Genomic DNA, 13,216 nt, shown 5'->3' on the forward strand with positions numbered 1-13,216 from the left:
TGGCGCCACCGGAGCCCCCCGCACTACCAAGGAGAACTCCCGGTGACACTCCTGGAGACCGACAGACCGGCACTAGATCTCGAAGACGTCGTCGAATCCGCCGCCGCGGCGCTGGAGGGCGCGCCCACCCTGGAGGTCATCCGGTGGGCCGCCGCCACGTTCGGCGACCGCATCTGCCTCACCTCGTCCATGTCGGACGCGGCCCTGATCCACCTGGTGTCGAAGGTCAAGCCGGGCATCGACGTCCTGTTCGTCGACACCGGCTACCACTTCGCCGAGACGATCGGGACGCGCGACGCGGTCGAGGCCGTCTACCCGGTGAACGTGATCAACGTGACGCCGTCCCGGACGGTCGAGGAGCAGGAGGCGGCGCTCGGCCCGCGGCTGTTCGGCCGCAACCCCGACCTGTGCTGCCACCTGCGGAAGGTGGAGCCGCTCGGCCGCGCCCTGGAGGGGTACATGGCGTGGTTCAGCGGCATCCGGCGGGACGAGACCGCCAGCCGCCGCGACCGCAAGGTCGTGGAGTGGGACCGCAAGCGCGGCATGGTGAAGGTCAACCCGATCCTGGACTGGACCCAGGAGGACATGGACAACTACATCGAGGACAACGGGGTGCTGGTCAACCCCCTGCACTACGACGGCTACCCCTCGATCGGCTGCGCGCCGTGCACCCGTCCGGTCGCGCCCGGCGAGGACCCCCGCAGCGGCCGCTGGGCCGGGCTGGGCAAGACCGAGTGCGGCATCCACCTGTGACGTATCCGACGACTCCGCCGATGGTCGCGGTCGCGCACGGGAGCCGGGACCCCCGTGCCGCCGCGACCGTCGCCGAGCTGCTCCGCGCCGTCCGGATCCGCCGTCCGGACGTGCCGGTGCTGCCGTCGTTCCTGGACCACGGCCCGCCCGCGCCCGACCGGGTGCTGGAGGGGCTCGTCCGGGACGGCGCGGGCGCGGCGGACGGCGACGGGACGGAGGCGGTGGTGCTGCCGCTGCTCCTCACCGCCGCCTACCACAGCAAGACCGACATCCCGGGCGTGCTGGCGCGGGTGCGGTCCCGGCATCCGCGGCTGCGGCTGCACACGGCCGGGACGCTGGGCCCGCACCCTCTGCTGACGGCCGCGCTGGAGCGGCGGCTCGCCGAGGCGGGCGTGCGGCCCGGCTCCCCCGACACGGCCGTCGTCGTGGTGTCGGCCGGTTCCAGCGACGCGTCCGCGAACGCGACCGTCGCCGCGCTCGCCGACCGCTGGCGGGCCCGCGGCTGGTGGGACGCCGCCGCGGCGTACGCGTCGGCCGCGGGCCCGAAGCCCGGCGAGGCGGTGGCGGCGCTGCACGAGGCGGGCGCCCCGCGCGTCGTCGTCGCGTCCTACTTCCTGGCGCCGGGGTACTTCACCGACAAGGTCGAGGACGCGGCCCTGTCCGCGGGCGCCGACGCGGTCTCCCCGCCGCTGGGCGCGGCGCCCGAGGTCGCCGAGCTGGTCGTGCGGCGGTACGACGAGGCGCTGCTGGCGGCGCGCGAGGCCACCGCCGTCTAGCCGGCGGCTCCGCCGCCCCCGTTATCCGGCTCCGCTATCCGGCCCGGCCGAGGGTCTGCAGGTGGGCGAGGGAGCCGTACCGGGCGACGAGCGCCGCGTACTCGTCCTCGTCGTGGAAGGTCACCGCGCCCGCGCCGAACGCCTTCGCCGTCTCCACCGCGAACCGCGCCGCCGCGGCGATGTCGGTCTCGTGGCTGGCGCCGGTCGCGCAGCCGGGCACGGCGGACGCGGCGGTGACGGCGAGGCCCACGACGGGCGCGTCCGTCGTGGTCGCGGGCTGCAGGATCGAGTTCAGGTGGTAGACCCCGTTGCCGTACGGGGTGATGTCCTGGGTGGTGACCGGGTACGTCACGACCGGCTCGCCGGTGACGACCGCCAGCAGGTTCGCCAGGCCGTCGCTGACCCGCAGGATGTAGCCCTGCTTGACGGTGGGCGACAGCGCCAGCCCCCGGTGGTTGATGATCGTGTTGCCCTTGGTGGTGTCGATCGACAGGACGGCGTCCATGTCGGACGTGACCTCGTGCTCGTTCATGACGGCGATGTCGACCGGCGAGTCCATGAACGGGACCGGGTCGTGCGGCTGCGTGGGGGCGTCCGGGCAGACGTGCGTGGCGATGACGACGTCGCCGTCCAGGACGTCGCCCCGGGAGCGCATCTCCAGCAGCTTCGCCGCCGCCGCGAGCGCCGCGGCCGCGCCGTCCCCGTCGGAGGTGAACCCGAGGACCTCGGGGCGGGCCCCGACGCCGCCGAGCCGTCCGACGATGCCGAGCGTGGGGGCGTCCCCGCCCGCGGCGCGGCCCCGCCGGCCCGGGACGCGGACGCGCACGAAGTCGGTGGTGCCCTTGTCGCCGGTGACGGTGACGACCTCCGCGCCGGAGCCCGCGGGCCCCGCGGCGCCGTCGAGCAGCCGGGCGAGGGAGCGGCCGGACGCGGCCGGGTCGTCGAGGCGGTCGATCACGGCGAGGACGTGCTTGAGCATGGGCCTTCCTTGCTGGCGAGGGCGTGTTTCCCCAGGTTGCAGCCCTGTTATCGTATAAAGCAACTTTGTCCCGCTATTCGCAACGGGGAGCAGGCATGGGCACGGGCTTCGCCGCCGACCGCGACACCCCGCGCGGCCTCCTGCAGACGGCCGACCGCGCGCTGCTCGTCCTCCTCGGCTTCGACCGGCACCGCACCGACTGGGGCGTCACAGAGGTCGCCGAGGAGTTCGGGTGGGACAAGTCCGTCGCCCAGCGGGTGCTCGCGACGCTCGCGCACCGCGGCTTCCTCGTCGCCGACCCCGACACCCGCCGCTACCGCATCGGCCCCGCCGCCCTGCACCTCGGCCGGACGTGGGAGCGTTCGGGCTCGCTGCGCATGCTGGTCACGCCGGTCCTCGCGGACCTGTCGGCGCTGACCGGCGACACCGCGCTGCTGTCGCTCCCGGACGGCTTCCACATCCGGTGCGTCGCGGCGGTCGACGGGGAGGAGGGGCCGCTCCGCTACTACCCGCTGGTCGGCGAGCTGTACCCGGCGCACGCGGGCGCGACCGCCCAGGCGTACTTCGCGTTCGTCCCCGAGGACCGGCGGCGCCGCCTGTTCCGCGACCGTCCGATGGCCCGCTTCACCGACCGCACCCTCACCGACCCGGACGCGCTCGAACGCCGCTTCCACCGCGTCCGCGAACTCGGGTACGCGTTCACGATCGGCGAGTACGACGCCCACGTCGCGACCCTCGCCGTGCCCGTCCGCCTGCACGGGGAGCCGTACGGGAGCCTCAGCCTCGGCGGCCACGAGGACCGCTTCGCGGCCCCGGTGGACCGCCTCCCCCGCCTCCGCCGCGCCGCCGAGCAGGTGGAGCGGCTGCTGACCGGCGCCCGCCGCCACTGAAAGGAGCACTGTGGAACTGCTGCTGCTGTCGAACTCGACGAACCACGGACGCGCCTACCTCGAGCACGCGCTCGACACGGTGACCGCGTTCGTCGGGGCGGGCGCCACGCTCGCGTTCGTCCCGTACGCCCTCGCCGACCACGACGCCTACACCGGCGTCGTCCGGGCGGCCCTCGAACCCCGCGGGATCACCGTCCGGGGCGCGCACGACTCCGGTCTCGACGGCGCGGACGCGGTGTTCGTCGGCGGCGGCAACTCCTTCCGCCTGCTCCGCGACCTCTACCGGACCGGCCTGCGGGACGAGCTGCGCGACGCCGTCCGCGGCGGCCTCCGGTACATGGGCGCGAGCGCCGGGACGAACATGGCGTGCCCCACCCTGCGGACCACGAACGACATGCCGATCGTGCAGCCCCCGAGCTTCGAGACCCTCGGGTTCGTCCCGTTCCAGATCAACCCGCACTACATCGACCCGCGCCCCGGCGACACGCACATGGGCGAGACGCGCGAGCAGCGGCTCGCGGAGTTCCTCGAGTGCAACGACGTGCCGGTCCTCGGCCTGCGCGAGGGCACCTGGCTGCGCGTGTCGGACGGCGCGGCGACGCTCGGCGGCCCCCTCGACGCCCGCCTGTTCCGCCGCGCCGAGGCCCCGCGCGAGCTGCCCGCGGGCGCGGACGTCTCGTTCCTCCTGACCGCTCCCGCCGCCTTCGACTCCTGACCGGCGCCCGTCCCGTCCGGGCGCGTTCGACGGGCGGGACGTCGGGTATGCGCGCATTATGGACGAACGCGAATTCTCCGAAGAATCGGGACACGAGCCCAACGAGACGCACGACCGCGCGTTCGCGCCCGTGAACCAGGGGTCGGACGCGCGGGGCCGGACGCGCCCGGGCACGCCCGTCCCGCACTCCGTCCCGGACGGCGAGGAAGCCGAGACGAACGGCGGCGGCACCGAGATCAGCGGCACCGGCACGCCCGGCGTGACCCGCGAGCACCCCGACACCCTCCCGCCGGACGAGCGCGGCGTCACCGAGGCCGAACGCCACGACGACAGCCGCTGACCCCGCCCGGCGGCCGCCCGGACGGGCGCACCCGCGAACGGTGTCACCGGAGAGGCGCGGCCACCCTGGCGCTCCGACCCGGTGCGCCGACCGCCGGCACTCCCCCGGTGCACCGTCTCCCGCGCGCCATCCCGGTTCCGGACGGCGCCGGACGGGTCAGCGCTGCGCGGACGGGCGGACGACGATCTCGTTGACGTCGACGTCGGCGGGCTGCGCGAGGGCGTAGGAGACGGCGGCGGCGATCGCGTCCGGGGCGATCGCGTTCGCCCGGTAGGCGCGCATCGCCGCGGCGGCGCCCGGGTCGGTGATGGAGTCGGCGAGTTCGGAGGTGACGACGCCCGGGGACACGGTGGTCACGCGGATCGAGGGGGCGGACTCCAGGCGGAGGCCCTCGGTGACGGCCCGGGCGGCGTGCTTGGTGCCGCAGTAGACGGCGGCGGTGGGGGTCACCTCGTGGGCGCCGACGCTCGCGATCGTGACGAAGTGGCCGGAGTCCTGCGCGGTGAAGCGGGGCAGGACGGCGGCGATCGAGTGCAGCAGCCCGCGGACGTTCACGTCGATCATCCGGTCCCACTCGTCGACGAGCAGCGCGTCCAGGCGCGACAGCGGCATGACCCCGGCGTTCGCGACCATGGCGTCGACGCGGCCGAAGCGGTCGCAGGCCGTCCGGACGAACGCCTCGACGTCGGCGCGGTCGGTCACGTCCAGGCGCACCGGGTGCAGGCTCCCGGGTTCCGCCGCGGCGCGCCCGGCGAGGTCGTCCAGCCGGTCGGTGCGCCGGGCGCCCGCGACGACGCGGTGCCCGTCACGGGCGAGGCGGGCGGCGACGGCCGCGCCGATCCCGCTGCTGGCCCCGGTCACGAGAATGGTCTTGGTGTCGTTCTGCATGGCCCCGACCCTGCCCGCGCCGGGCGTCCGGCGGCAGTGCGGGCTCTTCCTGGGTGCGGCGCCCCCAGGAAGCCCGGCGGGACGCCGCCTAGGCTGGGCGGCATGTCACGCACCGAACTCGGCGCCTACCTCACGGCCCGGCGCGCGCGGATCGCACCGGGCGACGTCGGCCTGCCGAGCACCGGGCACCGGCGGGTGCCGGGGCTGCGCCGCGAAGAGGTCGCGATGCTGGCCGGGGTCAGCGCCGACTACTACGTCCGGCTGGAGCAGGGCCGCGAGCGGACCCCGTCCCCGCAGGTCGCCGACGCCCTCGCGGACGCGCTGCGGCTGGACGGGGACGGCCGGCTGCACCTGTTCCGGCTGGCCGGGCTCGGCCCGCGCGACCGGGGCGCCGCCGTCCCGGCCCGCGTCGACCCGGGCCTGCTGCAGCTGATGAGCGCGTGGCCGAGCAATCCCGCGATCGTCTACAACCGGGCCTACGACGTGCTGGCCTCCAACGCGATCGCGGACGCGCTGTTCCACGACTGGGCGCACTCGCGCAACCTCATGCACGTCGTGTTCACCGACCCGGCGGCGCGGGAGTTCTACCGGGACTGGCGCGACGTGGCGCGGAACTCGGTGGCCGGTTTCCGGCTCGGGCACGGCCGGGCCCCGGACGATCCGCGGGTGCGGCGCGTGCTGGCCGGTCTGCTCGACGCGAGCCCGGAGTTCGCGGAGCTGTGGGCGCGGCACGACGCGCGGGGGAAGGCGCTGGAGGCCAAGCGCTTCGTGCACCGCGACGTCGGCCCGGTGACGCTGACGATGCAGACGTTCGACGTCCGGTCGGCCCCGGGGCAGGAGCTGGTGGTGTACCACGCGGAGCCGGGGTCGGCGAGCGCCGAGGCCCTCGCCCTTCTCGGTTCGCTCGCCGCGACGTCCCGCCGGGGCGGCTGAGCCGTCAGGAGTTGCGGTCGCGCCACCAGGCGGCGATGGCGCGGCGGACGGGGGCGTGGTGCTCGTCGTCGACGATCTTGACGTCGCCCATGACGGCGCGGGCGGTGACGCGGACGACCGGGACGCGGGCGCCGCCGCCGGACTCGCGGACGGCGACCCGGCGGTCGCCGAGGAACGCGTAGCCGTCCAGCTCGACGGCGACCCCGTCCGGCACGATGATCTTCACGTCGCCCATGACGGCGGTCGCCTGCACGCGGACCTCCCCGGTGGGCACCTGGGCGCCGCGCAGGTCGAGCTCGACGTCGCCCATCACCGACACGGCCTCCAGCGGCTCGTCGATGCGGCCGACGATGCGCTCCCGGCAGTCCCCCATGATCGCGCTGAACCGGCGCTTCACCTGGGGCGGGGCGGGCTCGGCGCCGGGGGCGCCCATGCCCGGCAGGTCGGCGGTGATCCGCTCCAGGTCGTCGCGGGACACCGCCGCGTACGCGGCCTCGGTCCGCTCGGTGAGCTCCTCGAACGTGAGCCGGCCCTCGACGGACGCGACCCGCAACCGCTCGACCACCGCCTCCCGCTCGGCGTCGGACGCGCGGACGCCGGGGGCCGCGGGACGGTCGGGGCGCGGGGCGGGCACCGGATCCTCCGGGCCGCCGGGGGGCGGCGATCCCGGCTGCGGGGTGGACTGACTCATGGTTCCGAAGGTATGCCCCAGCGGCCTCCGTACAATCCGCCGCGCGGACGAGATGCCCCACCACTTGAGGAGGATGCCCCGCGCGGGGCCCTCCTGACATGATCATCAACCGCCGAACACCGTTCGGTAGGGTGGCCTCGCAGGGAGGGAGCAGTGCCGTGACCCACGAGGTGTTCAACCAGGTCCCGCCGCTCGCGGGGCACGACGTCGCCGACGAGGCGGCGCTGCTGGACGGCTTGGCGCGCGAGGGCGCCGGCTGGGCGGTCGACGAGGTGCGCGAGCTGGGCCGGCTGGCGGGCACCGAGCACGCGCAGGAGCAGGGCCGGCTCGCGAACGAGCACCCGCCCGTCCTGCGCACCCACGACCGGTACGGGCACCGCATCGACGAGGTCGAGTTCCACCCGGCCTGGCACGAGCTGATGACCGTGGCCGTCACGCACGGCCTGCACGGCGCCGCCTGGACGGACGGGCGCGCGGGCGCCCACGTCGCGCGGGCCGCGAAGTTCTACGTGTGGCGGGTCGACGCGGGCCACGGCTGCCCGATCTCGATGACGTACGCGTCCGTCCCGGCGCTGCGCCGGGAACCGGAGCTGGCCGCGCGGTACGAGCCGCTGCTCGCCGCGACGGAGTACGACTACGGGCTGCGCGCCCCGCAGACCAAGCGCGCGCTGCTCGCGGGCATGTCGATGACCGAGAAGCAGGGCGGTTCGGACGTCCGCGCCAACACCACCCGCGCGACGCCGCGGCCCGACGGCACGTACCGCCTCGTCGGGCACAAGTGGTTCACGAGCGCGCCGATGTGCGACGTGTTCCTCACGCTGGCGCAGGCCCCGGGCGGCCTCACGTGCTTCCTCGTGCCGCGCGTCCTGCCGGACGGCACGCGGAACCCGCTGCGGCTGATGCGGCTCAAGGACAAGCTCGGCAACCGGTCCAACGCCTCCTCGGAGATCGAGTACGACGACGCCGTCGCGTGGCGCGTCGGGGACGAGGGGCGCGGCGTCCGCACCATCATCGAGATGGTGAACATGACCCGGCTGGACTGCGTGATCGGCGCGGCGGCCGGGATGCGGCACGGGGCGACGACGGCCGCGCACCACGCCGCGCACCGCGCCGCGTTCGGCCGCCCCCTGATCGACCAGCCGCTGATGCGCAACGTCCTGGCCGACCTCGCGATCGAGTCCGAGGCCGCCACGACCCTGATGCTGCGGCTCGCCGGGGCGACCGACCGGTCGGTGCGCGGCGACGAGGGCGAGGCGGCGGTCAAGCGGCTCGGCCTCGCGGTCGGCAAGTACTGGGTGTGCAAGCGCTGGCCCGCCCACGCCGCCGAGGCCCTGGAGTGCCTGGGCGGCAACGGCTACGTCGAAGAATCCGGAATGCCGCGCCTTTTCCGCGAATCTCCCCTCAACGGCATCTGGGAGGGCTCCGGCAACGTCGCGGCGCTCGATCTCCTCCGCGCCATTCTTCGCGAGCCGCACACGCTGGACGCGTTCTTCGACGAGGTCGGCCTCGCCGCCGGCGCCGACCGCCGCCTCGACGCCGCCGTCAAGGAGACGAAGGACGCCTTCGCCGACGCCGCGACGCTCGAATTCCGCGCCCGCCGCGTCGCCGAGCGCCTGGCCCTCGTGTTCCAGGCGTCCCTGCTGGTCAGGCACGGCCACCCGGCCGTGGCCGACGCCTTCTGCGCGTCCCGCCTCGCCGGCGACCGGGGCACCGCCTTCGGCACCCTCCCCCCGGGCCTCGACCTCGACCCCGTCATCGACCGCACCGTCCCGAAGATCGCCTGACCCCGCTGAGTTCGGCGAAGGCGGCCCAACGTGTCAGACCGGGGGCGATGCGGGGACGACGGTCATCTGCGGCCGGGCCGGCCGAGCGTGCTGCCGCGTCGTGCCGCGGGTCACACGTCGGGGGCGACCAGTCCCGTCTGGTAGGCGATGACGACCAGTTGGGCTCGGTCGCGTGCCCCGAGCTTCGCCATCGCGCGGCTGACGTGGGTGCGCGCGGTGGCCGGACTGATGACCAGTTCGGCGCCGATCTCCTGGTTGCTCAGGCCCCGTCCGATCAGCGTCAGCACTTGCCGTTCGCGGTCGGTGAGGAGCGCGAGGCGGTCCTCCGCCGCCTCGACGGCGGCGCGTCGGGCCGTGAACTGGCCGATGAGGCGTCTGGTGATCCGCGGTGCGAGCAGCGCTTCTCCCGCCGCGATCACTCGGACGGCGTGCAGGAGTTCGGCCGGTCCGGCGTCCTTGAGGAGGAAGCCGCTCGCCCCGGCCTGCAGAGCCTCGAAGACGTTGGCGTCGGTGTCGTAGGTGGTGAGGATGAGGATCCGGACGTCGTCGAGCCCGCGCATCCCGGTGATCTGGGCCGTGGCCCGGATCCCGTCGAGTCGCGGCATGCGGATGTCCATGAGGACGACGTCGGGGCGGGTGGCGCGGGCCAGTTCGACGGCTCGGGCGCCGTCGGCGGCCTCCGCGACCACGGTGATGTCGTCCTCGACGTCGATGAGCAGCCTGAACCCCGATCGCACAAGCCCTTCGTCGTCGGCGATCAGCACCTTGATCGGGTCGGTGGGCGGCGACGCGGAGAACGCGTTCACCGCCGCGGTCCCGTCGGCGCGAGGGGCAACCGGGCCGTCACCCGGAACCCTCCGCCCGGCGTGGGCTCGGCCTCGAACTCGCCGCCGAGCAGGCGGCAGCGCTCGCGCATGCCGAGGATTCCCCGGCCCGGCTCGGCCGGGCCGTTCGCGCCGCCGGACGGGCGGTCCGCGGCGTCGTCCCAGGATCCGGTCCTGCGGCCCTCATCGGTCACGCGGATCTCCAGAAGGTCGGCTCCCGGGTTCAGTGCGACCGTCACCCGGGTGGGGCCGACGTGCCGGATCACATTGGTGATCGACTCTTGCAGGATCCGGTAGGCGGCACTGTCCACGGTGCCGGGCAGCGGCGCCGCGGGCGGGGCCGACTCGACGGTGACGTCCAAACCGGCTTCGCGCGCCTTGGCCGCGAGTTCGCCGACCTGTTCCAGACCGGGGTTGGGTGTGCGGCCGCCGTCCTCGTCACGGAGCACGCCGAGGATGGCCCGCATCTCCTGCAGTGCCCGGGAACTGGTCTGCTCGATGGCCCGCAACGCGTCGCGCGCCCGTTCCGGCCGCTTGTCGAGCACGTGGGCGGTGACCCCGGACTGCACGTTGATGACGGCGATCGCGTGCGCGACGGTGTCGTGGACCTCGCGGGCGATGCGGAGCCGCTCGGCGTCGACCCGCGCGCGTGCCACCTCCTCGCGGGTCCGTTCGGCCAGTTCGGCGCGCGCCTGGGCTTCGGCCGCGATCACCCGGCGCGACCGTACGGACTCGCCGAGAGCCGCGCTCATGATGGACGCGCCGATGCGGAAGAACACCCAGCCGATGGCGGCGCGCGGCTCGATGTCGGCCGCGGTGTACAGCCATACGGCGGTCAGGACGGCGATACCCGCCCCTGCGGTCACCAGGGAGCGGCGGCCGTCGCCGTAGGCCGTGAGGGTGTACAGGGAGACGAAGAGCCCGAGCCAGCCGGGCCCGTCCGGGAAGTCGAGCGCGTAGTAGGCGAGGCTGGCGAGAGCGGCGGTGGCGAACACCGGCGCCGGCCACCGGCGGCGGACGGCCACGGCCAGCCCGCTCACCATCAGCAGCGCGTACCCGAGGTTTCCCAGGTCGGTGAGCGGGCGCGTGGCTCCTTCGTGGACGCGGGTGACCGTTCCCTGAACCTGCATCACGGTCACGAAGAGCGCGAGCAGCGTGTCGTGCGTGACCACACGCAAGGAGAACGACCCGGTGCGGCGTTCCATGTCGGGATCCTACTGAGATGTCGCGCGGGCGCCGCTGCGCTCAGATGCGCGACTCCGTACTCCGGCGGGCGTAGCGCGGTCCGAGCGCCGTACGTCCGATCGCGCACATGCCGCCGTCCGCTGACCGACGCGACGGCTGCCCCGGCGGCGCGACGATCGCCGCCATGAGCGATCACCCGTCCCCAAACCGCATCCGGTCCTCGGATCCCACGGAGCCGGAGGAAGGACCGGAGAACACGATGACGGCGGCCGAGACTCCCCGAACGGACGGCGGTCTCGCGGCGCCGGCCCGGTTCTGCTTTCGGCGCCGCCGCCTGGTTCTTCTCGTCTGGGTCGCCGGCGTCATCGCCGTGGCGTTCGCCGGCTTCGGCTACGGCGCCGCCCCCGACAACGATTTCTCCGGGGGAGACTCGCAGTCGGCCAAGGCGCAGAAGCTGATCGAGAAGCATTTCCCGGAGCGGCAAGGGGACACGCTGACCCTCGCGATCAAGGCCGAGAAGGGGATCGACGATCCCGCCGCCCGGCAGAAGATCGACGGGATCATCGCGCATCTCGCCGCCTCGCCCGTCACCGGACCCGTGGTCTCCCCGTACCGGGACGAGGACCTGGTGACCGAGGACCGCCGCATCGCCCGCACGACCATCCCGCTGAGCGACCAGGACGTAGAAAAGTCCCAGGTCAAACCCTTGGTCGACGTCGTCAAGGACGCCTCCGGCAACGGCGTCACGATGGGGCTGGGCGGTTACATGGCCGAGAAGGCCGAGACACCGCCGCAGGGTTCGGCCGAAAGCGTCGGCATCGCGGCCGCAGCGGTGATCCTGTTCATCGCCTTCGGGTCACTGGTGGCGATGGGCCTGCCGATCGTGACCGCGCTCATGGCGATCGCGGCCGGTCTCGCGCTGACGAAGCTGCTGGGGCACGCGGTCCCCGCACCGGACTTCACCGCGATCTTCGGTGCGATGATCGGCCTCGGCGTCGGCATCGACTACGCCCTGTTCATCGTGACCCGCTACAAGGACGCCCTCCGGGACGGCGACGGACCCGAGGGCGCCGCGGTGAAGGCCATCGCCACCGCCGGCCGCGCGGTGCTGTTCGCCGGCACGACCGTCGTCATCGCGTTGCTGGGCCTGCTCGTCATGGGACAGCGCCTGATGACCGGGGTGGCCGTCGCCACGTCGATCACCGTGCTGATCACCATGATCGCCGCGGTGACGCTGCTCCCCGCCTTCCTCGGCTTCACCGGACACAAGATCAACTCCCTGCGCCTCCCCCGTCGCCCGTCCCGCCGGGACAAGGACGCCGGCGCACCGTCCCGGAAGCGGCGCACGCTCGCCGAGCGCTGGGCCGGCGTGGTGCAGCGCAGGCCGCTGACCGCCGCCCTCCTCGCCGGCGCGAGCCTGCTGGTGCTGGCCGCACCCACGCTGTCGATGCGGTTGAGCCAGCCCGACGCCAGCGTCCAGCCCCGCGACAGGAGCAGCTACATCTCGCACGAGATCCTCTCCGAAGGCTTCGGCCCCGGCTACGGCGCACCCCTGGTCTTCGTCACCGAAACGGACGCCGAGGACGCCGACCTGCGTCCCGTCGTCGACGCGGTCGGCAAGACCGGCGGCATCGCGCACACCACACCGCCCCGGGCCGGCGAGGACGGGCGGGCCGCCACCTTCATGGCCTTCCCCACGACCGGATACCAGGACGAGGCCACCACCGACCTGGTGCACGAACTGCGCAACGAGGTGCTGCCCCGGACACCCGGCGGCGACCAGGTCCTCGTCGGCGGACCGAACGCCGCCACCATCGACGCCGCCGACGAGGCCGGCTCACGCCTGCCCCTGATGATCGCGGTCGTCATCGCGATGTCCATGGTGCTGCTCACCGCACTGGTCCGGTCGGTCACGATCGCGCTGCAGGCCGCGGTGATGAACCTGCTGTCGATCGGTGCCGCCTACGGCGTGGTGGTCGCGGTCGTGCAGTGGGGATGGCTCGGCCCCGCCCTCGGTTTCCCCGCCGCCATGCCGGTCACAACCTGGGTGCCGATGATGATGTTCCCGGTCCTGTTCGGGCTGTCGATGGACTACCAGGTCTTCCTGATCTCGCGGGTGCGGGAGGAGTACGAGCGGACGGGCGACACCCGTGAGGCCGTCGCCCGGGGACTGGCGCGGACCGCCAAGGTCATCACGGCCGCGGCCGCCATCATGATCGCCGTCTTCACCACCTCCCTGCTCGGCCCCGACCTCGCGGTCAAGCAAGGAGGCTTGGGCATGGCCGTCGCCGTGCTCATCGACGCCACCATCGTCCGGCTCGTCCTCGTCCCCGCCGTGATGGAACTGTTCGGCAAGGGCAACTGGTGGATGCCCGGGCGCGGCGCCGCGCGAAGGAGTCCGGCCTCCTCGACCGAGATCGGGCGAGGGATCCGCGTCTGAGCCCGCCCTCAGCCGCCG

Annotated in this window: 13 protein-coding genes; 8 read left to right on the forward strand and 5 right to left on the reverse strand. The window is 73.9% G+C overall.

Features of this window, described 5'->3' with window-relative positions; genetic code table 11:
• The first annotated feature begins 42 nt into the window (after window positions 1–42).
• Together H505_RS0101105 and H505_RS0101110 are read left to right on the forward strand one after the other, a co-directional pair.
• Window positions 43–753 (forward strand): phosphoadenylyl-sulfate reductase, encoded by a 711-nt coding sequence (locus tag H505_RS0101105; RefSeq protein WP_026400481.1) that lies wholly within the window; start codon window positions 43–45, stop codon window positions 751–753.
• Between the two features lie 20 nt (window positions 754–773).
• Complete coding sequence (locus tag H505_RS0101110) at window positions 774–1,529, forward strand: sirohydrochlorin chelatase (RefSeq protein ID WP_034516114.1); 756 nt, start codon at window positions 774–776, stop codon at window positions 1,527–1,529.
• Window positions 1,530–1,563: 34 nt separating this feature from the next.
• Here H505_RS0101110 and H505_RS0101115 read toward each other — a convergent pair whose 3' ends face one another.
• Window positions 1,564–2,508, reverse strand: coding sequence for a DUF1177 domain-containing protein (locus H505_RS0101115; RefSeq protein WP_026400483.1), 945 nt, complete (start codon window positions 2,506–2,508; stop codon window positions 1,564–1,566).
• 95 nt (window positions 2,509–2,603) lie between these two features.
• On the opposite strand from H505_RS0101115, the gene H505_RS0101120 reads away from it, so the two are divergent.
• Genes H505_RS0101120 through H505_RS0101130 form a run of 3 tightly spaced genes read left to right on the forward strand, consistent with a single transcriptional unit; the run spans window position 2,604 to window position 4,453 of the window.
• Window positions 2,604–3,398, forward strand: a complete 795-nt coding sequence (locus H505_RS0101120; protein WP_026400484.1) for an IclR family transcriptional regulator — start codon at window positions 2,604–2,606, stop codon at window positions 3,396–3,398.
• 10 nt (window positions 3,399–3,408) lie between these two features.
• Entirely contained in the window at window positions 3,409–4,113 is a 705-nt protein-coding gene (pepE, locus tag H505_RS0101125) for a dipeptidase PepE (protein WP_026400485.1), read from the forward strand.
• Between the two features lie 58 nt (window positions 4,114–4,171).
• Window positions 4,172–4,453, forward strand: coding sequence for a hypothetical protein (locus H505_RS0101130; protein WP_026400486.1), 282 nt, complete (start codon window positions 4,172–4,174; stop codon window positions 4,451–4,453).
• A 156-nt stretch (window positions 4,454–4,609) separates the two neighbouring features.
• Here H505_RS0101130 and H505_RS0101135 read toward each other — a convergent pair whose 3' ends face one another.
• Window positions 4,610–5,341: an SDR family oxidoreductase gene (locus H505_RS0101135; protein ID WP_026400487.1), complete on the reverse strand. Its 732-nt coding sequence runs from the start codon at window positions 5,339–5,341 to the stop codon at window positions 4,610–4,612.
• 102 nt (window positions 5,342–5,443) lie between these two features.
• On the opposite strand from H505_RS0101135, the gene H505_RS0101140 reads away from it, so the two are divergent.
• On the forward strand, window positions 5,444–6,274 hold the full coding sequence (locus H505_RS0101140; RefSeq protein ID WP_199748096.1) for a helix-turn-helix transcriptional regulator: 831 nt from the start codon (window positions 5,444–5,446) through the stop codon (window positions 6,272–6,274).
• A 4-nt stretch (window positions 6,275–6,278) separates the two neighbouring features.
• On the opposite strand, the gene H505_RS0101145 is transcribed toward H505_RS0101140, so the two are convergent.
• Entirely contained in the window at window positions 6,279–6,965 is a 687-nt protein-coding gene (locus tag H505_RS0101145) for a DUF1707 SHOCT-like domain-containing protein (protein WP_084549697.1), read from the reverse strand.
• Between the two features lie 158 nt (window positions 6,966–7,123).
• Here H505_RS0101145 and H505_RS0101150 point away from each other — a divergent pair, with 158 nt between their 5' ends.
• Window positions 7,124–8,749: an acyl-CoA dehydrogenase family protein gene (locus H505_RS0101150; protein ID WP_034516116.1), complete on the forward strand. Its 1,626-nt coding sequence runs from the start codon at window positions 7,124–7,126 to the stop codon at window positions 8,747–8,749.
• Window positions 8,750–8,859: 110 nt separating this feature from the next.
• Here the strand turns inward: H505_RS0101150 and H505_RS0101155 are convergent, their stop codons facing one another.
• Together H505_RS0101155 and H505_RS0101160 are read right to left on the reverse strand one after the other, a co-directional pair.
• Window positions 8,860–9,555 (reverse strand): response regulator transcription factor, encoded by a 696-nt coding sequence (locus H505_RS0101155; RefSeq protein ID WP_026400491.1) that lies wholly within the window; start codon window positions 9,553–9,555, stop codon window positions 8,860–8,862.
• The gene (locus tag H505_RS0101160) at window positions 9,552–10,778 is read right to left on the reverse strand and encodes a sensor histidine kinase (RefSeq protein ID WP_051299999.1); all 1,227 of its coding nucleotides are present in this window, start codon (window positions 10,776–10,778) and stop codon (window positions 9,552–9,554) included. Before H505_RS0101160 ends, H505_RS0101155 begins: the two co-directional genes overlap by 4 nt.
• A gap of 239 nt (window positions 10,779–11,017) precedes the next feature.
• Between H505_RS0101160 and H505_RS39215 the strand changes: the two genes are divergently transcribed.
• On the forward strand, window positions 11,018–13,198 hold the full coding sequence (locus tag H505_RS39215) for an MMPL family transporter (RefSeq protein WP_034516118.1): 2,181 nt from the start codon (window positions 11,018–11,020) through the stop codon (window positions 13,196–13,198).
• Window positions 13,199–13,216: the final 18 nt, after the last annotated feature.

It is taken from the genome of Actinomadura rifamycini DSM 43936, assembly GCF_000425065.1.
GTDB classification, from domain to species: Bacteria; Actinomycetota; Actinomycetes; order Streptosporangiales; family Streptosporangiaceae; genus Spirillospora; species Spirillospora rifamycini.